At 62.8% G+C, this 21,668-nt stretch carries 17 protein-coding genes and 2 tRNA genes; 12 read left to right on the top strand and 7 right to left on the bottom strand.

Going from position 1 to position 21,668, the window contains the following annotated elements:
* Position 1: 1 nt before the first annotated feature.
* Genes NUX07_RS06920 through NUX07_RS06910 form a run of 3 tightly spaced genes read right to left on the bottom strand, consistent with a single transcriptional unit; the run spans position 2 to position 4,099 of the window.
* Entirely contained in the window at positions 2 to 802 is an 801-nt protein-coding gene (locus NUX07_RS06920) for a 4-(cytidine 5'-diphospho)-2-C-methyl-D-erythritol kinase (RefSeq protein WP_265529844.1), read from the bottom strand.
* Entirely contained in the window at positions 802 to 2,472 is a 1,671-nt protein-coding gene (locus NUX07_RS06915; RefSeq protein WP_265529843.1) for a tetratricopeptide repeat protein, read from the bottom strand. Before NUX07_RS06915 ends, NUX07_RS06920 begins: the two co-directional genes overlap by 1 nt.
* Positions 2,447 to 4,099: an electron transfer flavoprotein-ubiquinone oxidoreductase gene (locus NUX07_RS06910; RefSeq protein WP_265529842.1), complete on the bottom strand. Its 1,653-nt coding sequence runs from the start codon at positions 4,097 to 4,099 to the stop codon at positions 2,447 to 2,449. The genes NUX07_RS06915 and NUX07_RS06910 overlap by 26 nt, the downstream gene beginning before the upstream one ends.
* Positions 4,100 to 4,193: 94 nt before the next feature.
* Between NUX07_RS06910 and NUX07_RS06905 the strand changes: the two genes are divergently transcribed.
* From NUX07_RS06905 to NUX07_RS06870, 8 genes are all read left to right on the top strand, one after another.
* A complete protein-coding gene (locus NUX07_RS06905; protein WP_265529841.1) occupies positions 4,194 to 4,883 on the top strand; it encodes a uracil-DNA glycosylase in 690 nt (229 codons plus the stop codon).
* The gene (locus NUX07_RS06900) at positions 4,880 to 6,565 is read left to right on the top strand and encodes a lytic transglycosylase domain-containing protein (protein ID WP_265529840.1); all 1,686 of its coding nucleotides are present in this window, start codon (positions 4,880 to 4,882) and stop codon (positions 6,563 to 6,565) included. Before NUX07_RS06905 ends, NUX07_RS06900 begins: the two co-directional genes overlap by 4 nt.
* 40 nt (positions 6,566 to 6,605) lie before the next feature.
* Positions 6,606 to 7,679: a PA0069 family radical SAM protein gene (locus tag NUX07_RS06895; protein WP_265529839.1), complete on the top strand. Its 1,074-nt coding sequence runs from the start codon at positions 6,606 to 6,608 to the stop codon at positions 7,677 to 7,679.
* Between the two features lie 22 nt (positions 7,680 to 7,701).
* On the top strand, positions 7,702 to 9,027 hold the full coding sequence (locus NUX07_RS06890) for a M28 family peptidase (RefSeq protein ID WP_265529838.1): 1,326 nt from the start codon (positions 7,702 to 7,704) through the stop codon (positions 9,025 to 9,027).
* Between the two features lie 83 nt (positions 9,028 to 9,110).
* Entirely contained in the window at positions 9,111 to 10,829 is a 1,719-nt protein-coding gene (locus NUX07_RS06885; protein ID WP_265529837.1) for a tetratricopeptide repeat protein, read from the top strand.
* 57 nt (positions 10,830 to 10,886) lie between these two features.
* Positions 10,887 to 11,156 carry a hypothetical protein gene (locus NUX07_RS06880; protein WP_265529836.1) on the top strand — a complete coding sequence of 90 codons (270 nt, stop codon included), beginning with the start codon at positions 10,887 to 10,889 and terminating at the stop codon, positions 11,154 to 11,156.
* A gap of 40 nt (positions 11,157 to 11,196) precedes the next feature.
* A tRNA-Pro gene (locus tag NUX07_RS06875) sits at positions 11,197 to 11,273 on the top strand.
* Between the two features lie 158 nt (positions 11,274 to 11,431).
* Positions 11,432 to 12,277 (top strand): hypothetical protein, encoded by an 846-nt coding sequence (locus NUX07_RS06870; RefSeq protein WP_265529835.1) that lies wholly within the window; start codon positions 11,432 to 11,434, stop codon positions 12,275 to 12,277.
* A gap of 4 nt (positions 12,278 to 12,281) precedes the next feature.
* Here NUX07_RS06870 and NUX07_RS06865 read toward each other — a convergent pair.
* From NUX07_RS06865 to NUX07_RS06855, 3 genes are all read right to left on the bottom strand, one after another.
* A tRNA-Ile gene (locus NUX07_RS06865) sits at positions 12,282 to 12,358 on the bottom strand.
* A 46-nt stretch (positions 12,359 to 12,404) separates the two neighbouring features.
* Positions 12,405 to 13,979: a sensor histidine kinase gene (locus NUX07_RS06860; RefSeq protein WP_265529834.1), complete on the bottom strand. Its 1,575-nt coding sequence runs from the start codon at positions 13,977 to 13,979 to the stop codon at positions 12,405 to 12,407.
* 183 nt (positions 13,980 to 14,162) lie between these two features.
* Positions 14,163 to 15,401, bottom strand: coding sequence for a tetratricopeptide repeat protein (locus NUX07_RS06855; RefSeq protein WP_265529833.1), 1,239 nt, complete (start codon positions 15,399 to 15,401; stop codon positions 14,163 to 14,165).
* A gap of 154 nt (positions 15,402 to 15,555) precedes the next feature.
* Between NUX07_RS06855 and NUX07_RS06850 the strand changes: the two genes are divergently transcribed.
* The 4 genes from NUX07_RS06850 (at position 15,556) to trmFO (ending at position 21,205) form a co-directional block, all read left to right on the top strand.
* Positions 15,556 to 16,320 carry a YaaA family protein gene (locus tag NUX07_RS06850; RefSeq protein WP_265529832.1) on the top strand — a complete coding sequence of 255 codons (765 nt, stop codon included), beginning with the start codon at positions 15,556 to 15,558 and terminating at the stop codon, positions 16,318 to 16,320.
* A 143-nt stretch (positions 16,321 to 16,463) separates the two neighbouring features.
* Positions 16,464 to 19,250 (top strand): DNA gyrase subunit A, encoded by a 2,787-nt coding sequence (gene gyrA, locus NUX07_RS06845; protein WP_265529831.1) that lies wholly within the window; start codon positions 16,464 to 16,466, stop codon positions 19,248 to 19,250.
* Positions 19,251 to 19,314: 64 nt separating this feature from the next.
* Positions 19,315 to 19,788 (top strand): host attachment family protein, encoded by a 474-nt coding sequence (locus NUX07_RS06840; RefSeq protein WP_265529830.1) that lies wholly within the window; start codon positions 19,315 to 19,317, stop codon positions 19,786 to 19,788.
* A 67-nt stretch (positions 19,789 to 19,855) separates the two neighbouring features.
* Positions 19,856 to 21,205, top strand: a complete 1,350-nt coding sequence (trmFO, locus tag NUX07_RS06835; protein ID WP_265529829.1) for a methylenetetrahydrofolate--tRNA-(uracil(54)-C(5))-methyltransferase (FADH(2)-oxidizing) TrmFO — start codon at positions 19,856 to 19,858, stop codon at positions 21,203 to 21,205.
* Here trmFO and NUX07_RS06830 read toward each other — a convergent pair.
* Positions 21,202 to 21,663: an EF-hand domain-containing protein gene (locus NUX07_RS06830; protein WP_265529828.1), complete on the bottom strand. Its 462-nt coding sequence runs from the start codon at positions 21,661 to 21,663 to the stop codon at positions 21,202 to 21,204. The two genes, trmFO and NUX07_RS06830, sit on opposite strands and share 4 nt — an antisense overlap.
* Positions 21,664 to 21,668: the final 5 nt, after the last annotated feature.

The raw sequence follows: 21,668 nt of genomic DNA, 5'->3' as shown, positions 1-21,668 counted from the left end.
CTTAGCGCAGTTCGGTAGCGAGATGCCACCAGCCTTCGGGGCATAAAGTCGCGGCAGCGTCGCGCTGCTCATGGGTCTCGAACACCGCAAAACAGGTAGCGCCGCTGCCCGACATGCGCGCGTGCTGGCAGCCGACGCGCTCGTCCAGCCAGCGCAGCACCTCTCCGATCTCGGGCGTGCGAGCGCGCGCGATCGGTTCGAGGTCGTTGCGGCCCTCTCGCCAGTCGTCGGGCAACGGGCCGCCATCGGTGCCATCCCAGGCGCGGAAGATGTCGGCGGTGGAAACGCCGATGCCCGGGTTGACCAAGAGAACCGGTGCGCCTGAATATTCGGAGAGGTCGTAGGGCGAGAGGGTGTCCCCTACCCCATCGCCCTTGGCGGGCAGGCTGAAAACGCAGGCGAGCACATCGGCCCCCAAGGCCGTCGCGATCTGGCTGATGTGCGCGGTGTCGGTGCCCCACAGCGACGTCAGCAAACGCAGCGTTGCTGCTGCATCGGCCGATCCGCCGCCAATGCCCGAAGCAATCGGAAGACGCTTGTCGAGCGTCAGTGCGGCGCCCTTTTTTTTGCCGCTGGCCTCCCTGAGCGCACGCGCGGCCTGCATCACCAGATTATCGTCGACATCGAGCCCGTCCGCGAACGGTCCTTTGATTGTCAGCGATAGATCATCGGCTTCTTCTGCTTCAATCCAGTCGCCATCAATGCAGAAGGCAAAGATGGTCTCGATCTCGTGATAACCATCCTCGCGCCGCTTGCGGACATGGAGCGCGAGGTTGAGTTTGGCCGGTGCCGGTTCGCGCATCAGGGGGCTGCGTTGGCCTTGCTGAGCCCGTGGGCGAGCTTGCTGTCGAGCCGCACCACGCGCTCGCCCTCGTCTTCGTCGGCCACGCGGCGCGCATTGCCCCAGGCGAAACGTGCTTCGATCGGATAGCCCGCCGCGAAAAGCGCATCGCCATAATGCTCGTAAATCTCGGCATTGGCGGATTCTTGCGCGACCGCCTGGCCGAGCGTTTCGACAGCCTTGTCGATTTCGCCCATCTTGTACTGGGCCCAGCCAAGGCTGTCGGTGATCGAGGCGTTATCGGGGCGCAATTTGTGCGCCCGCGCGATCATCGCGGTGGCTTCTTCGAGATTTTCGCCGCGCTCAAGCATGGTGTAGCCGAGATAGTTGAGCACCAGAGGCTGATCGGGCGAAGCGGCAAGCGCATGGCGCAGGAGGGTTTCGGCGGCCTCCCATTGCCCGGCGTCGTTGCGCTGCGCCCCTTCAAGGAACAGCAACGTCCAGTCATCAAGGCTTCCGCCTCGCTCGCGGGCATAGGCGTCGGCAGCTTCGGCATGACGATCCAGCGCACCAAGCACGTCACCGACGCGTCCATGGACGCCCGGCGCATCGGGCGTCTGTCGCACCCCCTCCTGCGCGATCGCCAGCGCGCGGTTGAGCCGGTTAGTCTGCATGAGGACTTGCACTTCGCTATCGCGGGCGCTGCTGGCGAGCAGGTGCTTGGCAGGAATGGCCGACAATAGCGGCAACGCCTCGTCGCTGCGATCCAACTGGTGCAAAAGCAGCGCCGTCACGATGGCGGCCTGGGCATTCTTGCCATCGGCAGCGCGCGAAATCTGCGTCAGCGCGAGGGGCAGGTCGAGCCGCTGTCCGCGGTTGACGTCGATGGCAAGCGCCAGCAGCAGCTGGGAGAACGCCTTCGCAGGCGTGTCCACCGCGAAGCCGAGCGACTGACCTTGTTCGAGCCGACCACGCGCCGCGGCGAGCGATGGATTGTCCCCCGCCAGCAAGGCCTGTGCGGCGGTGCTGTCGCCGGCTTTTGCCAGCCCATCGGCGAAAGCGATGCGCAGCGCGGTTTCGCGCCCGGCGGAAAGAGGTAAGGCGCGCTCGATGAATGGCGCCGCCGCCGCTGGATCCTTGTTGGCAAGGTGCATGTAGGCGGCCTGTTCGGCGACGAACGCGGCCATTGGCGCGTCCTCCCCAATGCCGGTCACGGTGCGGATGCCACGCTCGCGCGTCGCCGGACGGCGGCTTGCGACATCGATCCAGCCCCGCACGAATGGTGCGACGAAATCGACATTGGCCTGGGCGGCGTCGTCGCTGAGAACGGAAAGTGCCGCGGCATCATCTTCGCGGGCGAGCGCATCGGCGATCAGGAACAGCCGACCCTGCAGGTCGAATTGGCGGACATCGGCGTTTTTGGCGACCGCGCGCGCAAGATCGAAGCGCCCGGTGGTGATCGCGCTGCCCATCGCTTCGGCCACGATAACAGGGTTGGCCGGGTCGCGTTCCAGCAGGCGACCGTACAGCATGGCGGCGCGATCTTCATCGCCGATCGCTTCCGCGCCGCGTGCAGACAGGTATAGACCGAGCCGGTCATTGCGCTGCTGCGCTGTAGCAGGAGCCGCGGCAACGGCCAGCGCCAGGAGCGCGGCCAGACCGGCGTTACATGTTCGGATAATTTGGGCCACCGCCGCCCTCCGGAACCACCCAGTTGATGTTCTGCGTCATGTCCTTGATGTCGCAGGTTTTGCAATGCACGCAATTCTGCGCGTTGATCTGAAGCCTCGGATTGCCCTCTTCCTCGCCCACGATTTCGTAGACGCCTGCCGGGCAGTAGCGCTGCTCGGGACTGTCATAGCATTTGTAATTCACCTCGATCGCGACGCTCGGGTCCTTGAGCTGGAGGTGAACCATCTGGTCTTCCTCGTGATTGGTATTCGAGATGTAGACCGAGGACAATTTGTCGAAGGTCAGCACGCCATCGGGTTTGGGATAGTGGATCGGCGCGACATGATCCTTATGGCGCATATGCTTGTGATCGGCGGTGTGCTTCATCGTCCACGGCGTGCCGATGCCAAGATGGTTGAGCCACATTTCAATGCCCGCGAGGAAGCTGCCAAACTGGCCGCCAAACTTCGCCACCATCGGTTGGACGTTGCGGACCTTCTTCAGCTCCTTGCCGACCCAGCTTGCGCGCACCGCGGGCTCGTAGCCCTCGAGCGTGTCGTTCTTGCGCTGGCTGGCGAGTGCTTCGGCAGCATGTTCTGCAGCCATCATGCCGGTCTTCATCGCGGTATGCGTGCCCTTGATGCGGGGTACGTTGACGAACCCTGCCGAACAGCCGATCAGCGCGCCGCCCGGGAAAGCCAGCTGCGGGATGGCCTGGTAGCCGCCTTCGTTGATGGCACGCGCACCGTAGGACACGCGCTTGCCGCCTTCGATCTCGGCGCGAATATCCGGATGAGTCTTCCAGCGCTGCATTTCCTCGAAGGGACGCAAATACGGGTTGTCATAGTCGAGCGCGACGACGAACCCCAGCGCGACCTGGCCATTATCCTGGTGATACAAAAAGCCCCCGCCCCATGCGTCCTCGAGCGGCCAGCCCTGCGTATGGATCACGCGTCCGGGCTTATGCTTTTCGGCAGGAATGTCCCACAACTCCTTGATACCAATGCCATAAACCTGCGGGCCGCTCTCCTCGCGCAGGCCGAACTTGTCGGTGAGCTGCTTGGTCAGATGGCCGCGGGCCCCCTCGCCCATCAGCGTATATTTGGCATGTAATTCCATGCCGCGTTCATAATCGGGGCGATGTTCGCCGTTCCGGCCGATGCCGACATCGCCGGTAGCGACACCCTTCATGCTGCCGTCCTCATTGTAGAGGATCTCGGCAGCCGCGAAGCCCGGGAAGATCTCGACGCCCAAACCCTCCGCCTTTTCGGCGAGCCAGCGGGTCAGGTTGCCAAGGCTGCCGGTAAAGCAGCCCTTGTTGTGCATGAAGCTGGGGGTCAGCAGATGCGGTACGCTGACATGGCCGCTATCGGTCAACACCCAGTGATGGTTTTCGCTGACTTCGATCTTGAGCGGGCAGCTATCGTCTTCGCGCCAGTCGGGCAGTAATTCATCGAGGCTCTTGGGATCGATCACCGCGCCCGAGAGGATATGCGCGCCGACTTCGGAGCCCTTTTCGAGCACGGCGACTTCAATGTCCTGGCCTTTTTCCTCGGCCAATTGTTTCAATCGGATCGCGGCGGACAGGCCGGCGGGGCCCGCGCCTACGATCACGACATCATATTCCATCGACTCCCGGTCGCTCATACTCATTCCCTTGATCGCATTTTGCCCTCTTTTGGGCTTGATCAACCCCTGCCAGCGAATTGACCGCGCGGTCAACATGGCCAATCGTGCGTCCATGGATGGAATCGACCGCGACGCAGCGCGCGCCTTGCTGGAATTTTACGACGAAGCCGGCGTGGATGTCGCGGTGCGTAACGAGCCGCCCTCCTGGCTGGAGGTGCATGAACTCACGCGCGCCAAGCCCGTCAGCGCGCCGCCCAAGGTGCGCGCGGCACGGCTTCCCCAATCGAGCGAAGATGTCGCGGCGTTCCTCGAAATGCGATCGGCAGCGATGAAGGCGCGGCACGTGCCGGCGCTTGGCCCCGTCGGGGCGCCGATGATGATTCTCGGCGATCGACCGGACAAGGCGGACGCGGCGGTTGGCAAGCCGTTCGGCGGCGAAGCCGGCCAATTGTTCGACCGGATGCTCAAAGCGCTCGACCTGAAACGCGACGATTGCGCGCGCGCCCTGCTGGAACCGGCGCACCGACCCGGCGAAAAGGTCGCGCCCGAGGCTCTCGAGGAATTGGCGGCACTTGCAAGGATGCAGGTGCAGGCATTCAAGCCGCAACGCTTGCTCCTGTTCGGCGATGCGGCGTCGCGGGCCTTGCTGGGTGAGCCGCTGGCCAAGGCACGGGGCCGCTTGCACCAGGTGGAAGGGGTGCGCACGGTGGCGACCTTCCATCCGCGCTGGCTGCTCAAGCGCCCGCAGGACAAGGCAATGGCCTGGGCCGATCTTCTCATACTTACTGCCGAGGACGCATGAGCCTGACCCTGGCGCTGCTGGCATTGGCCCAGCAAGTCGATCCGCTTGCCCCCCGGCCTGCGCAAGATGCCCCTCCCCCCGTGGTCGAGCAGATCGCGCTGCCCGAAGCGACGCCGGCCAATGCGCTCAACGCCATTTACACCAGGCAATGGGCGGTCGCGTCGGCGCTGGTCGATCGGCTCGACAGGCGCGATCCGGTGGAGGCATTGGTGCGCGCCGAACTCTATTTGGCTGCGGGTTCGCCCGAAGTGTCGGCGGCAGCGCTTACCGATCTAATCGTCCGCGCCCGCGAACTGCCGCAGGCGGCGCAACTGGCGAGCCTGGCGCAGCGTCGCGGTGCCGACCCCATCCCCGTTATCGCGCGGCAGCGGATGATCAGCTTTGGCGCTGCCCCGCGCCGCTTCCGGCCGGGAACGGTCAGCGGCGATGCCCAAGCCGATCGCCTGCGTCCGATCATCCAGCAATTCGTCGAAGCCAACGATCCCGAAGGCGCAGAGGCGCATTACCGCGAAGCCATCGCGCTGATGGGATATGGTGGCCGTGCCGAAATCGCCCAGCGTGTGGCGTGGCTTTATTATACCGAAGGGCGCGACCATGACGCGCTTCGGGTGGCGCGCGAAGGACGCAGCTACCAGGCCCCCGAATGGAGCGCGCAGGCGGCATGGGTTGAAGGGTTGGCGGCGTGGCGACTCAACGATTGCAACAGCGCATCGGGGGCCTTCCGCTATGCCGCGCTCGGCACGCGCGACAGCGAGTTGGCAGCAGCCGGGCATTATTGGTCGGCGCGCGCGGAACAGGCATGCGGCAGGCCCCACGAAGTGGCACCGCGCATGCGCGCAGCGTCGGTCGATCCCGAAAGCTTTTACGGCCAGATCGCGCGCGAGACGCTGGGCATGGTGCGCACCCTACCGGTGCAAGTGGAGGCGCCTTCGGAGCAGACGCTGCGCCGCGTCGAGGCGCTTCCCAACGTACGCCGCGCGATCGTCATGGCCGGTCTTGGTCGACGCGCGCTGGCGGATGAGCTGCTACGCCACCAGGCCGCGATCGGCGAGCCGACCGACCAACCGGCACTTGTCGAAATCGCTCGGCGGTTGAGCCTGGGATCGGCGCAATATTATCTTGGTACCAATGGCCCGCGGGGTGCCAAGGTGAACATATCGGCGCGCTATCCGGCGCCGGCATGGCGGCCCAACAACGGGTGGCGGATCGACCCGCTGATGGCCTATTCGCACATCATCCAAGAAAGCGATTTCCGCACCCAGGCGGTCAGCCCGGCCAATGCCGTCGGATTGATGCAGGTGCGCCCCGGCACGGCGGGCGACATCGCACGGCGGCGCGGCGACAGTCCGCCTTCAGTGGAGACGCTCAAGATCCCCGAATATAATCTCGACTATGGCCAGGCCTATATCGAGGAAGTGCGCGGCGATCGCTATTTGCAGGACCAGCTGCCGCGCATCATCGCCGCCTATAACGCCGGGCCAGTGCCGGTGCGGCGCTGGAACGGCATAAATGACAAGGGCGATCCGCTGCTCTGGATCGAAAGCCTGAGCTATTGGGAAACGCGCTTCTACGTGCCCGCCGTGCTGCGCAACTACTTTGTCTACCATGCGCAGGCCGGATCGACTCCGGCGGCGCTGAAGGATCTCGTCGAACACCGCTGGCCGACTTACCCCGACCTATAACGTTCTTGTTATGTTCTCGTGGGTGGCATAGGCTTGGGGTATGCCAGTCGAGTCGCACAAAGGGCGCGGAGCAACGCGCAATACCACCCCTCTTCGCTTCGGATTGCAGGCGCGGGAAATGGACGGGGATTGGCTCGATCAGCGCATGCAGATCGATGGGCCGGCGCCGAAGCGGCGGACCTCGGTCACCATCGAAAAACCGCGCACCATCCTGACGCGCAACAAGTCTCCCGACATCGGGTTCGACCGGTCGGTCAATCCGTATCGCGGGTGCGAACATGGCTGCATCTACTGCTTCGCGCGCCCTACCCATGCCTATCACGACCTTTCACCGGGACTGGATTTCGAAAGCAAGCTGTTCGTGAAGCCCGATGCGGCGGCATTGCTGCACCAGACGCTCGGGCGAAAAGGCTATACGCCTGCCCCGATCGCGCTCGGCACCAACACCGACCCTTACCAGCCCATCGACGGGCGGTGGCAGATCACGCGCGAGATCTTGAAGGTGCTGTGGGAGCTGAAGCATCCCTTCACGATCACCACTAAGTCGGACCGCGTGCTACGTGATCTCGATGTGATCGCCCCGGCAGCCAAATTGGGGCTGGCGGCGGTCGCGCTGTCGGTCACCTCGCTCGATCCGAAGGTCCATGCCACCCTGGAGCCGCGCGCCCCCGCTGCGCGCAAACGGATTGCCGCGATCCGCCAACTCGCCGAGGTAGGCGTGCCCGTGTACCTGTCGGTGTCGCCCGTCATTCCGCATATCACCGATCACGAGATGGAAGCCATCGTCGAAGCAGGTGCCAAGGCCGGTGCGGGCAATGCTTTTTCACTGCCAGTTCGACTGCCGCACGAGGTTGCACCGCTATTCCGCGACTGGCTCGATGCGCATTATCCCGAGCGCGCGGGCAAGGTGATGGCAACGATCCGCGAAATGCGCGGCGGGCGAGACAATGATCCCAACTTTCATAGCCGCCTGACCGGCAAGGGCGTGTGGGCGCAGTTGTTCCGCAAGCGGTTCGACAAGGCGTGCCGCGACCACGGGCTGGGACGCGAAAAGTTCAAGCTGCGCACCGACCTGTTCGAGCCGCCGAGCGGCGACCAGTTGCGGCTTCTGTAAAGCGCGACTAGCGTCCGCGCCCATGATCAGCCTTATCGCGCTTTCCGCGCTCGCCGCCGCTTCCGCCCAACCCCTCGCCGACATCCAGGCCGATGCGCTTGAAGACGAAATCGCGTGGGAGATCCTTGTCGATCTGACGACTGAGGTCGGACCCAGGCTGGGCGGCACGTCCGCTGAGGCACGGGCGCGCGCATGGTCGGTCGAACGGTTGAATGCGCTGGGCTTTTCCAACGTGCGCGTGGAAGAATTCACCATGCCGACCTGGGTACGCGGCGAAGAAAAAGCCCGGGTGCTTGGCGATCACAGCCAGGAACTGATCGTCACCGCGCTCGGCAATTCGGGGTCGACGGGTATTGACGGGATCAAGGCGCAGGTCGTGGGATATGACAGCTATGCCGATTTCCTCGCTGCGCCCGCGAGCGAGCAGCAGGGCAAGATCGTCTTCATCTGGCATGACATGACGCCGACGCAGGACGGATCAAGCTATAGCGCTTTTGGCGGCGCGCGATTCTTCGGACCGGCGGAGGCATCGCGCCGCGGGGCAGCGGCAATCCTCGTCAAATCGATCGGCACGGATAACGACCGGCTGCCGCATACCGGTATGACCAATTTCGGCGATGCGACGCCCATCCCGGCGGGCGCGCTCTCGGTTCCCGATGCTGGACAGCTTCGCCGACTTCTCGCGCTCGGCAAGCCCATCACGATCGATCTCTTGATGACGCCCCAGCAGATCGGACCGCAGACCAGCGGCAATGTGATCGCCGAAGTGCCGGGACGCGATCCCGATGCCAAGAAGGTGTTAGTCGCCTGCCATCTCGACAGTTGGGACAATGCACCAGGCGTGTTCGATGACGGCGCGGGCTGCGCCATTGTCGCGGCGGCGGCCAAGCGGATCATGGATATGGGACAGCCGGAGCGCACCATCGAGATCGTCTGGTACGGTGCCGAAGAGGTCGGGATCCATGGCGGGCGCGATTTTGCCGCGCGGCATGACGGTACCGATTACCATGTCGTCGCCGAAAGCGATTTCGGTGCCGATCGCGTTTGGCGCGTCGACACCAATATTGGCGAAAATCGCAAGGACGAAGCCGATCGGTTGCGCGCTGCGCTCGCGCCGCTCGGCATCGTACCCGGCAGCTACACCAGCGCTGGCGGCGCGGACATCGGGCCGTTGATGCAGGAAGGCGCACCGGGACTGAGCCTGCGACAGGACGGTACGCGATATTTCGATCTACACCACACCGCCAACGACACGCTCGACAAGGTCGATCGCGACCAGTTCCAGCAAAATGTCGCCGCTTGGACGACCATGCTGATGGTGATGGCGGGCCCAGTCAACGAGGAGTAGCTCTCCCCAAATTTGCTGATCTATGTTATAGCGTCCTCCCGGGTGGGCTATCGACTGGATCGAAAGCACGAGGGGATCAGCAAATGCTCGGCAAGATGAAATGGATCGCAGGTGCGAGCCTGCCAGCGCTATTGGTGAGCCTGGGTGGCTGTATGACCGATGACGCGGTGCAAGATGCAGCACCGCTCACCTACGACTTGGCCCAGTCCGATGACCTTTCCCTTGCCGAGGCTGCCGGCGCGCCCTTGTTTGAGGGCATGGGCGCGTACCGACGTCCGATCACGACGACGAGCCCGGCCGCGCAGCGCTACTTCAATCAGGGCATGGTGCTCGCCTTCGGTTTCAATCACGCCGAGGCGATACGATCGTTCCGCGCGGCGCAGCGGCTCGATGCCAATTGTGCCATGTGCTTCTGGGGCGAAGCGCTGGCGACCGGACCGAACATCAACGTGACGTCCAAAGGTAAGGCAGTGATGAGCCCTGAGGCGCGGGCTTCCGCCTTTGCTGCGATCAACAAGGCGATGGAATTGCGCGGCAATGCCAGCATGCAGGAACGGGCGCTCATCGAAGCGCAGGCCGCGCGCTACAATGGCGATCCGGACACGGCGCGCGAACCGCTCGACCAGGCCTATGCTGATGCAATGGGGCGATATGTCGCGGCTTACCCGGGTGATGACGACGCGGCTGCAATATACGCCGAAGCGCTGATGAACCTGATGCCATGGGACTATTGGTCCGACCCGACGACGCCCAAGGAGGACACCAGGAAGGTCATTGCGTCGCTCGAGCGGATCATCGAGCGCAGCCCCAACCATCCGCTAGCGCTGCACCTCTACATTCACGCCGTCGAAGCGTCGGCGAACCCGGGCCGTGCCGAGGATGAGGCGGACCGCCTGTTGGGTCTCGTGCCGGGATCGGGACATCTCGTCCACATGCCCGCGCATATCTACTGGCGCGTCGGTCGCTATGACGATGCTGCGCAGGCCAATGTTCGCGCCGCGGCGGTGGATGAGGAATATATCGCGGCATGCAATGCGCAGGGCTTCTATCCAGCCGCCTATTACCCGCACAATATCCACTTCCTGTGGGCCGCGACCAGCATGTCGGGGCAAAGCGCGATGGCCATGCAATCGGCGCAAAAGCTGGCCGACAATGTACGCATGGAACAGATCGAGCAGTTCCCGACGGTCGAATTCTTCAAGACAATCCCGCTTCTGACCAAGGTGCAGTTCGGGCGCTGGCAAGATATCCTGGCTGAATCCGCGCCCCCTACCCCGCGCGATTACAGCCGGGCGATCGCGCATTATGCGCGCGGCATCGCGCATGTGCACTTGGGTGATGCCGAGGCAGCGCAAGGCGAGCTCGAAGCCCTGGCAGCCGCCAAGGATACGGTGCAGATCCGCTTCCTCGATGCGGCGGACTACCCGGCTTCGGTGCTGCTCAATATCGCGCACCGCCTGCTTGCCGGCGAAGTCGCTCTTGCGGCGGGCCGCAACGACCGCGCCATCTCGCTGTTCGAGGAGGCAGTCACATTGCAGGATGGCCTGCCCTACATGGAGCCGCCCTTCTGGTATTACCCGACGCGCCAATCGCTCGGACAGGCCTTGCTCGAAAGCGGCCGGGCCGCCGATGCCGAAGCCGTTTATCGCAAGGATTTGGAAGACTATCCGCGCAACGGATGGTCGATGGCAGGTTTGATCGCGGCGTTAGCGGCACAGGGCAAGTCCTCCGAGGAAGTCGAGCGCAATTTCGCGATTGTCTGGGCTAAGGCTGACATCGACCTTCAACGTTCAAGGCTCTGACACGGCACCGATGCGCCCCTAGTGCGTTTGCCCTTTGAAAGAAAAAGGGAGTTTGACATGCGCATTCTGATGATCCTGCCGGCTTTCGCGATCACGGCCTGTTCGGTCGACAATGAGAGCCCGGGCGGTAACGAAATCACCATCGGGTACGATGCCGAAGAAGCCGCGAACATTGCCGATGATGTCGGTGCCATCGTCGAGGATGGCGTCACCGATGTTCGTCAGGAACTGGCCGAGGAAGCCAATGAAGCGGAAGCCGAGATGGCGGCCGAGGCCGATCCGGCGGAGACCGAAGTCGAGACCCACGTCGAAGGTCACGCGAACTAGCTTTCAATGCGCGGCCAAGGCTGTTAGGGGCTGCGCGGCTCGGGGAGTGGCGCAGCCTGGTAGCGCATCTGCTTTGGGAGCAGAGGGTCGCAGGTTCGAATCCTGTCTCCCCGACCATCATCCAGCACAGCTTTAGAGCAATCGTTCGGGGGACGATTGCAGCGGTGCTGGATGATGGTCGCCGACGGATGTCGCGTGGGCTGCACGATGGCCTTTCTTGCCACGAAACCTAACCGACGTTAGCTTTCCCCAAACACAACAAAGGGGGATGCGCGTTGCCTTTCAAACATGCCTATATCTGGATGATTTCGTTGATCGCGCTGTCGATCTTCGCGTTCTGGCGATTCTATCTTGGGGTCTTCACCGAGGCGAGCGTGAGCTATCATATTCATGGCTTGTCGGCCTTTGCGTGGATGCTGCTGCTCGTTGCGCAAAGCTGGAGCGCGCACCGCAAGAATTGGCTGCCGCTGCATCGAAAGCTCGGTGTCGCCAGCCTGTTTTTGTTTCCGATTTTCTTGGCAGGGTCCTTCCTGATCATCCACTCGATGGCATGGAAGACATCGGGCGCTGCCAACCTGCCTGCTGACGGTTTTGTCTTTTATGATCTTATGGGCGCGCGCCTCGGCATTTATGACATTATCGGCAGTGCCGCTTTCGCTTTTTTTTACGCGCAGGCAATCAAGGAGCGGCGAAAGGTCCATGTGCACGCCCGCTATCTAATCGCGACATCGCTGTTGCTCCTGGGACCTGCATTGGGGCGCGTGATGCCGATACCATTCTTTGCAGCCGGTTGGGACTTCGGTCCAGCATTCGAAACGGGCCTGCGCATTACGCTGGCGGTCAGTGTGCTTATTGCCGCTTCTTTGTGGAAGATGGCGCCTATTCAGGGAAAGCCACCGATGAAAGTTGTTGTCGGCGTGATTTCCGTTCAATGGATCGCATTCGAGCTGGCGCCGCTATTTTCCGGATGGCGACCAACCTACGAATCACTGGGTGCACTGTCGCCAACTCCCTTGGCGATCACCGGACTAGCGGTTGGAGCAATCATCAGCTGGTGGGCTTGGAACGCAGGCAAGAGAAAGGCGGCATCGCCCGTAGCGCCGCAGATGGCTCCTGCCTGAGGAATGGTAGGCCCGGCAGGACTCGAACCTGCAACCTAACCGTTATGAGCGGTCAGCTCTAACCAATTGAGCTACGGGCCCCCTTCCCCTTCGCCCTAACCAGCACGACTGTGCTTGCCAAGCGGGATCAGGCCGCGCGCGGCAAAATAAGGATCAGAGCATCCCGGTCGACGATCAGGTCGCCTGCGGCAATCCGCGCAAGGCCGCGGACCAGACGGAGCGAGAAGCCGAGGCCGACGAGCTTGCCGTCGAAATCCAGCGCCGGATCGAGCAGGTCGGTCGCGGCAAGACCGGCGAGGCTCGCAGGACGCAGGAATGCAATGCGGACATGATCGCGCTCGATATCGTGAAGAAGACCGGTGTGCTGCGCTTCTTCGGCGGCACCGATCAGGCTTGTCATGACGCGGTCGATCAGACGACCCGCAAGACCCGCATCGATGACAGCATCCTGCATCGTCTTGCGCTTCGGGACGCTAAGGCCGACCCCGCGATCCTTCGCCGCAGCTTTCCATACCGGCTTGAAAGGCTTGATGAGCTCGCCGAGCGGCGTTGGCTTCTCGTCTTCCTGGCCGGCCTGAAGGCGCGCTGCGAAATCGAGATCCTCGATTGCCCCGAGCAGGATGCGCGCCTGCGCCACGATATGGGCGGCGCGCTGGCGATAGGGTGTGTCGGCCGGGCCCAGATATTCACCGTCGATGATCTCCGCGAACCCGATGATGGCATTGAGCGGTGTGCGGATTTCATGGGCCAGTTCACGCAGCGATTGCGGATCGCGCTTGGACGCGCCTTGGGCTGGCGCCTCGACGCGGCGCTCGGCGTAGCCCTCATAGCCTGCGAAGTTGCCGTCGGCATCGGTTACCGGCGTCCCGTTCCATCGCCAGTCGGCGCCCATCGCAGGTAGAATGATGTCCGCGAAGGCTTTGTTGGCGGCGAGCGCTCGTCGCATTGCCTCGGGTGCGCCGCTCGTCAGGTCGCGGCCGATCAATGCAGCGCGCGGCGCCCCTTCGACGTGGGTTATTTCTCCATCACGGTCGCTGGTCCAGCTGAAACGAGCCGATTGTGCTGCGGGTTCTGACGCGGGCGCCGTAGTGCTGGGCGTAGCGGCGGGCGCGGGTTTGGGCGGCGAGATCGGTTCTGGCGCGACCGACACATCGGTCCCACTGGCAACGCGACCCGCCTGCAAGTGGCCTTCGATGCGATTGACCATGTCCTGGATCGAAATCGGATCGCCGCTGGGCGCCACGTCGGGCGCGGGTGCGGGCTCCTTGATCGGTTCTTCTTTTGCTTCTTCGTTCTTTTGGGTTTCTTCCTCGTGGTCTTCTTCCCCGCTTAGCGTCTCGAGGAAGCGGCGCGTGTCGTTTCCTGCAACCTTGAGCAAGCGTTCGCGCAGCGAGGCATTGTCGGCCACCGCAGCAAGGATCGGTGCGTTCACCGCGAGCCGATCTGCCGCGAAGACGGCGATGAGGTCGTCGCTTAGCGGTCGCCCCGCGATCGCCCGCGCAGCAGCGGCACGGGCCGCCAAGGGGACGCGTTCGGCATCGGCACGAATAACCGCCAGTGCAGCAATGAAGGGCGCGCTCGTCTCCTCGTCCGGGCCGGCGCGCGAGACGACGTCGACCAGCTGCCGCCAGCGCACCGCAACATCGTGCGGGTCGCTGCCGGGCAAGGTCAAAATGGTCGCGATGCGATCGTCGAAACGCAAAAACTGCTCCTGTCCTTCTCGATTGGGCAGTTGTGCGCCACGCGCGCGAGTACGCGACAGTGCGATCACATTAACCATCCCATTTCGGGACGGGTGCCGGCGACGGCAATTTCGGCGGAAACCCAAAGAAAAAGGGCGCCAGCGAAACCGCCAGCGCCCTCATTCATAGTTAGCAGGACCCGCTTATAGGCGCGTGTCTGCGTACAGCATCCAATATTGTGCCAGCGTGGCGTAGGTACCGGTGACCGCGCCAAGGGCAGCCTTGGCCCCCTCGGCATCACCAGCGCGAGCCAGCGCCATGCCAAGGCGAAGCTTGGCGCGATCGGCATCAACGCCGCCCTTTTCCACGGCAACGGCGAACATCTCGGCGGCCTTGGCGTAATCGCCATAGCCGTAATAGAGATTGCCGATGTTGTAGGCGGCAACGCCCGTATCACGCGATTTGGCACGCTCGGCGTCCGCGTCGAGCGTCCCGCGCTCGCTTTCGGCTTCACCGGCGCGGGCGGCCGCCATCAATTCCTTGTGACGCAGCGTGCCTTCGTCGATCATGCCGGCGCCCTGTCCGTCGGTCAGCACCGACAGCGCCTCGCCCGGATTATTGTCGAGCAGCAGGAGCTGCGCATAATCGGCATAGTCGGCCGCACGGCTGAGCGCGGCGACAGCGCGGCGCAAGCGGAAAAGGTTCAGATAAACTTCGTCCGTGTGATCGGCGCTGTTGTGGTAGAAACCAAGCACGCTGGCCCAGTTTTCATCGGTCGGATATTCGCTGAGCCACATGCGGCTGAGCGGAATGACTTCCGGACGGCCCGCGTCCGAAGCTTCCACGATCGCACGGCGATACCAGTTTTCATCAACCGGCTGCCCTGCGGCGCGCTGCTTGCCGATAGCATCCATATAAGCCTTCATCGCTTCGTCGGTGCGATTGAGGTGAGTCAGCGCTTCGGCGCGCAGAATGATCGCCTGGGTGTCTGTGGGGACCTGCCCGACCGCCTTGTCGTAAAGACGCAGCGCGCCTTCATAGTCGTCCGCCTGGTAGCGCATCGAACCGAGCTGGCGATAGATTTCACCGACCTTCGCGGGGGTGGTCAGCGCCGTGCCGCTGGCGGCCATCTCGTCGACGGCCTTTTCCATCTGCGCGGGAAGGTCATTGTCGATACCGTGCTTCAAGCGCAGCTGCGCGAGCACATATTTGCCGTCCGCCGTGTCGACACCGGCAACGGCAGCAGCGAATGCAGCATCGATAGCGGCCATGTCACCCGCGTTCATCGCTTCCTGAAGCGGGGCCAGGACCTTACGGTCGTTCTTGGACAGTTCGGGCGTCGGCGCCTCGGCAGCCTCTTCCTGCACGGCAGCGTAGGCCGCAGTGGCGGGGACGGTCATGCCGGCCATAGCCAGCGCGATCGCGGTCATCGTCAATTTCATGAAACACTTGCTCCTGATTGGAATAGGTCGAGGGCGCATATACCCCCTCTCATCATTGCCCCGCAAGGGTAGCGAATTTCCCGTGAACAGTGATTGAATATATCGTTCAGCCAAGCTTTTGACTGGGCCGCCCCAAGCCGCTAGCGATGCGCCCATGATTATCCTTCTTTCCCCCGCAAAAAGCCTCGATCTCGACAGTCCCGCCCCCGAAGAGCCGAGCATCCCGCGCTTCGAGCGCCAGGCCGCGCAGATCGCACGTGCCGCCGCAAAGCTGTCCGCCGACGATCTTCAGGAGATCATGGGCATTTCCGACAAGCTCGCCGAAGAAAATGAAGAACGCTATCGCCGTTTCTTCAAAAAGGAGACCCGCCCCGCGATCCGCACCTTTGCCGGCGACGTCTATCGCGGGTTCGATGTGTCGAGCGCGGAGCCCGATGTGATCGATTACGCGCAGAACCATGTGCGGATCCTATCCGGGCTTTACGGTATGCTCAAGCCCAAGGACCGGATGCGCCCCTATCGTCTCGAGATGGGCACGCGCTGGAACCCTGAGGAAGGCACCGACGGCAAGCTGACCGATCATTGGGGTGACAAGGTCGCCAAGGAACTGCGCAAGGAATTGAAGGCGGAGGGATCGAACACGATCCTCAATCTCGCCTCCAACGAATATTTCGACGTGGTGCGCGGCAAGCTGCTCAAAAAGACCCGCGTGATCGCGCCCGATTTCCGCGTCGAAATCGCCAAGGGCCTGCAATTCCAGAGCTTCGCCGCAAAGGTGGCGCGCGGTGCGATGGCGCGCTGGGTGTGCGACGAGCGCATCGAGGACGCCGAGGCACTAAAGCGCTTCGATCGTGATGGTTGGGTCTATCGCGAAAAAGGCTCGGAGCCGGACAAGCCGCTGTTCGTCCGCGAAGGCTAACGTAAACGTAAAGCGGCGTGAAAAAACCTCACGCGTACGCGCGCGCGGGGTGGTGTTGGGGTGCCTCCGCTGCTAGCTTGCAGTCAGTGAGTCGGGCGCGTCCTGTTGCCCGGCGTTTGTCAGCAATTTTTGCAGGAATTTCCGTGGCTTCCACACCTCCCACCGACGCCCCACCTACGAGCGATATCGCACCGATCTCCATCGTCGATGAAATGAAGTCGAGCTATCTCGATTACGCGATGAGCGTGATCGTGGCGCGCGCGCTTCCCGATGTTCGCGATGGCCTCAAGCCGGTGCACCGGCGCATTCTCTATGCCTGCCAGGAAGCAGGCTATGTCGCGGGGCGTCCCTATCGCAAATCGAGCCGCATCGTCGGTGACGTCATGGGTAAATATCACCCGCACGGCGACAGCGCGATCTATGACGCGCTGGCGCGCATGACGGCCGACTGGTCGATGCGCGTGCCGCTTGTCGATGGCCAGGGCAACTTCGGTTCGATCGACCCCGATCCCCCCGCCGCGATGCGCTATACCGAAGCGCGCCTTGCCAAGGTCGCGAACTTCCTCTTGGGCGACATCGACAAGGATACGGTCAAGTTCCAGCCCAACTACGACGCCAGTGAGAGCGAGCCGCAGGTCCTGCCCGCGCGCTTCCCCAACCTGCTGGTCAACGGCGCCGGCGGCATCGCGGTCGGCATGGCGACCAATATCCCGCCGCACAACCTCGGCGAAGTGCTGGCCGCCTGCCGCGCTTATATCGAAGATCCGGCGATCAGCGTCGAAGGACTGATGGAGCATGTAAAAGGCCCTGATTTCCCGACCGGCGGGCAAATCCTCGGCGCCAGCGGCATTCGCGCTGCCTACACTACGGGTCGCGGCTCGATGATGATGCGATCCAAGGCGCATGTCGAAGACGGCAAGGGCGACAAGCAATCGATCGTGCTGACCGAAATTCCCTACCAGGTGGGCAAGTCTGGTCTGGTCGAGAAGATTGCCGATGCCGCCAAGGACAAGCGCATCGAGGGCGTGTCCGACATTCGCGATGAATCCAACCGCGAAGGCATCCGCATCGTCATCGAGCTCAAGCGCGATGCAACCCCAGAGGTGGTACTCAACCAGCTGTGGCGGCACACGCCGGCGCAAAGCTCCTTCCCGGCCAACATGCTGGCCATTCGCGGCGGCAAGCCCGAGACGCTCGATCTCCGCGACATTATCTCAAGCTTTGTAAAGTTCCGCGAAGAAGTCATTACGAACAGGACGAAATACGAACTGTTCAAGGCTCGTGAGCGTGCCCACATCTTGCTCGGCCTGGTGGTGGCGGTCACTAACATGGACGAGGTCGTCAAGATCATTCGCGGGTCGAAAACGCCCGCGGAGGCGCGCGAAAAGCTGCTCGAGCGCGAATGGCCGGGCGACGAGATCCGTCCCTACATCAAGCTCGTCGAGGCTGTCGAACCGCAAGCAAAGGGCACCGTCTATCGCCTGTCCGAAGCGCAGGTGAAGGCGATTCTCGAATTGCGCCTGCACCGCCTGACCCAGCTTGGTCGCGACGAGATTGGCGACGAGCTCAAGGAACTGGCGGTCACGATCGAAGAATTGCTCGAAATCCTGTCGAACCGCGCGCGTCTTTACGAAGTGATGCGCGAGGAATTCGACGAGGTCGAGGAAGAGTTCGCGACCCCGCGCCGCACCGAGTTGGCACCGGCAGCCGACGGCATCGAGGATGAAGACCTGATCGAGGTCGAGGACATGGTCGTGACGGTGACCCACACAGGCTACATCAAGCGCACCCCCCTCGCCCTTTTCCGCGCCCAGCGCCGCGGCGGCAAGGGTCGTGCGGGCATGAGCACCAAGGACGAGGATGTCGTCACCAACCTGTTCGTCACCACGACGCACAATCCGGTGATGTTCTTCTCCAACCTCGGCAAGGTGTATCGCATGAAAGTGTGGAAGCTGCCCGAAGGCGGCCCGACCGCGAAGGGCCGACCGATGGTCAACCTGCTGCCATTGTCCGAAGACGAGAAGATCACCACCATCCTCCCGCTTCCGCAGGACGAGGACGAATGGGGCGGGCTGCACATCATGTTCGCCACCGAAGGAGGTACGGTGCGCCGTAACTCGATGGACGCGTTCACCAACGTGCCCTCGAACGGCAAGATCGCGATGAAGTTCGATGAAGGTCCCGACGGCAAGCCCGACGATCGCCTGGTCGGCGTCGATCTTCTCACCGAGGATGACGACGTGCTGCTGGCGACGCGCAACGGCAAGGCGATCCGCTTCGGTGCGACCGCGGTCCGCGAATTTACCGGGCGTGCATCCAAGGGCGTGCGCGGGATCAAGCTGCTAGGTGATGACAAGGTCATCTCGATGTCGATCCTGGCATCGACCGGCTCGACCCGCGATGAGCGCGATGCGTATCTCAAGTCGCCGATCTGGCGCGACAATGACGGTGCGGAAGGGCTGAGTGCCGAGCGCTACGCCGACCTGGCCGACAAGGAGGAGTTCCTCCTGACGGTCACCGAGAACGGTTACGGCAAGCGCACCAGCACCTTCGAATATCGGGTCACCAATCGCGGCGGCCAGGGCGTGGCGAATATCGTCACCAACGATCGCAATGGCGGCGTGGTCGCCAGCTTCCCGGTCAAGCAGGGCGAGCAGCTCATGCTCGTCACCGACCAGGGCAAGATCATTCGCACGACGCTGGCCGACGTCCGCATTGCCGGGCGCAACACGCAGGGCGTGACGATCTTCAACGTCGCCAAAAACGAGAAAGTCGTCTCGGTCGCGTTGATCGACGAGGAAGAGGACGCCGAGAACGAAGCCGAAGAGCTGGTCGAAGGTGACCTGCAGGGCGATGACAAGACCATTTCACCGACCAAGGACGGCGATGTCGGCTCGGACGACGCAGCGGGGCCTGAGGGCGGCGAATAGACGGAACGGCATCCCATGGGCGCTCGTTGACATCCTGAATGTTTGAAAATCAGGAGAAATGCCCATGGGTATTGCCAACGACACGCTCGTTCTCGTCACCGACGGCCGCAAGATGCTGTTCCTCAGGAATGAGGGCGACAGCGAGTATATGAAGCTGGTCGTGGAGCAGAAGGAACGGCGCGACGACGCCTCCAATGCCGAACTGACGACGGATGCGCCGGGCTCGATGTTCCAGTCGGGATCGAATGGCCGCTCGTCGTACGAGGAAACCGATTTCCACCAGCTGGAAGAAGATCGCTGGGTTCATGAGGCAGCGGAACTGGTCAACAAGCGCGCGCTGCAGAACGATTTCGAAGAGCTTGTCATCATCGCCCCGCCCAAGGCGCTCGGCGAACTGCGCCCCAAGCTGCACAAGGAAACCGAAAAGCGTACGATCCTGCAGATCGACAAGGAAATGACCAACCAGCCCCTCAAGGAAATCGAGGAGCTGATCGAGGGCGAGACCGAGAAAGAGGCACCGCCCGAAGTCCTGACCTGATCTTCACGAAGAAGGCGGCCTACGGGTCGCCTTTTTTTATGCCGGCAATGCGCCTACATGCGCGGCCATGACACATGACGTACATATCATCGGCGGCGGACTCGCCGGGTCGGAAGCGGCGTGGCAACTTGCGGAGGCGGGGCTGACAGTCAGGCTGAGCGAGATGCGCGGCGGCGGGGACACGACGCCGGCGCACGACAGCGACCGGCTTGCCGAAATGGTATGTTCGAACTCCTTCCGCTCCGACGATGCGAACAGCAATGCGGTGGGGCTGCTGCACCAGGAAATGCGGCGCTTGGGCTCGCTGATCATGCGCTGCGCCGATCAACATCGCGTACCGGCAGGAAGCGCGCTCGCCGTGGATCGCGAACTGTTCGCGCAAAGCGTCACCGATGCCGTGGCCAGCCATCCCAATATCGAGGTGGTGCGCGAACGGATCGACGCGCTGCCCGAAAGCGGGATGACGATTGTCGCGACGGGTCCCCTGACCGGAACCGCGCTTGCCGACAGCATCGCGGCAGCGACGGGCAAGCACGCGCTCGCCTTTTTCGATGCGATTGCGCCGATCGTGCACAAGGATTCGATCGACTTCGACGTGGCCTGGTTCCAGTCGCGCTGGGACAAGGGCGACGGCAAGGACTATATCAATTGCCCAATGGACAAGGCGCAGTACGAAGCCTTTATCCAGGCGCTGAACGAGGGCGAGAAAACCGAATTCAAGGAGTGGGAAAAGGATACGCCCTACTTCGAAGGCTGCATGCCGATCGAAGTCATGGCGGAGCGCGGGGTCGATACGCTGCGCCATGGACCGATGAAGCCGGTCGGGCTCGACGATCCACGCACCGGGCGCTGGCCTTATGCCGTGGTGCAGCTACGGCAGGACAATGCGCTCGGCACGTTGTGGAACATGGTCGGTTTCCAGACCAAGCTTAAATATGGCGCGCAGACCGAGATTTTCCGAATGATCCCGGGGCTGGAAAAAGCCGAGTTCGCAAGGCTTGGCGGCATTCACCGCAACAGCTTCATTCGCTCGCCCGAATTGCTCGATAACGAGCTGCGATTGAAATCGATGCCGCATATTCGTTTTGCCGGGCAGATCACCGGGTGCGAAGGCTACCTGGAAAGCGCGGCCGTCGGCTTGATGACAGCGCGCTTTGCCGCGGCCGAAGCGAAGGGCGAGACCTTCGTGGCACCGCCGGTAGAAACTGCCTTCGGTGCCCTTCTGGGTCACATTACCGGCGGGGCAGAGGCAGACACCTATCAGCCCATGAATATCAATTTCGGACTGATGCCGCCGATCGAAGGCAAGATGAAGAAGGCCAATCGCCGCCTCAAATATACCGAGCGTGCACGCGCCGCTTTCTTCAACTGGAGCGAGCGGCAGGGCGTGTCGATAAAGGCGCTGGAGCCGGCCTAACAGCTACATTTGGGCTTGGGTTTGCGCGGCTTTGGAGCGGTCGTGGCATATTCGGCGCGGGTCAGCTGCCCATTCCCGTCCGCATCCGCGCCTTCGAACTTGTCGATGGTGGTGATCGCCCATTCCTCGAAGCGCAGGACTCCGTCACCATCAAGATCGAGCTTGGCGAAGCGGCTACGCCGGGGTTGGACGATTTCGGCCAGCGAAATGAGATCGTTGCGATCGCGATCAACCCGGTTGAAGCGTTTCTCTTCCTTGGTCAGCGGGTCCGCTTTGGGCGGCTCGCCCAGTTCGGGGATGACGGGCAGTTCGCGCGGCGCATCGGCGGTCTGCACCAGTTCGGGCGGCGGGGTGTCCTCCAGACGCGGTTCGTCGGCAGCAGCATTCGAGCGGGTCAGCATGAATATGCCCGCGGCGATGAACAATATGGCGGCAATACCGGCAGCGATCCGGGCCATAACTG

Source organism: Sphingomicrobium marinum, from assembly GCF_026157105.1.
GTDB lineage: Bacteria > Pseudomonadota > Alphaproteobacteria > Sphingomonadales > Sphingomonadaceae > Sphingomicrobium > Sphingomicrobium marinum.
Note: the sequence above shows the minus strand (reverse complement) of the source record. Positions and strands in the feature narration are given on the sequence as shown.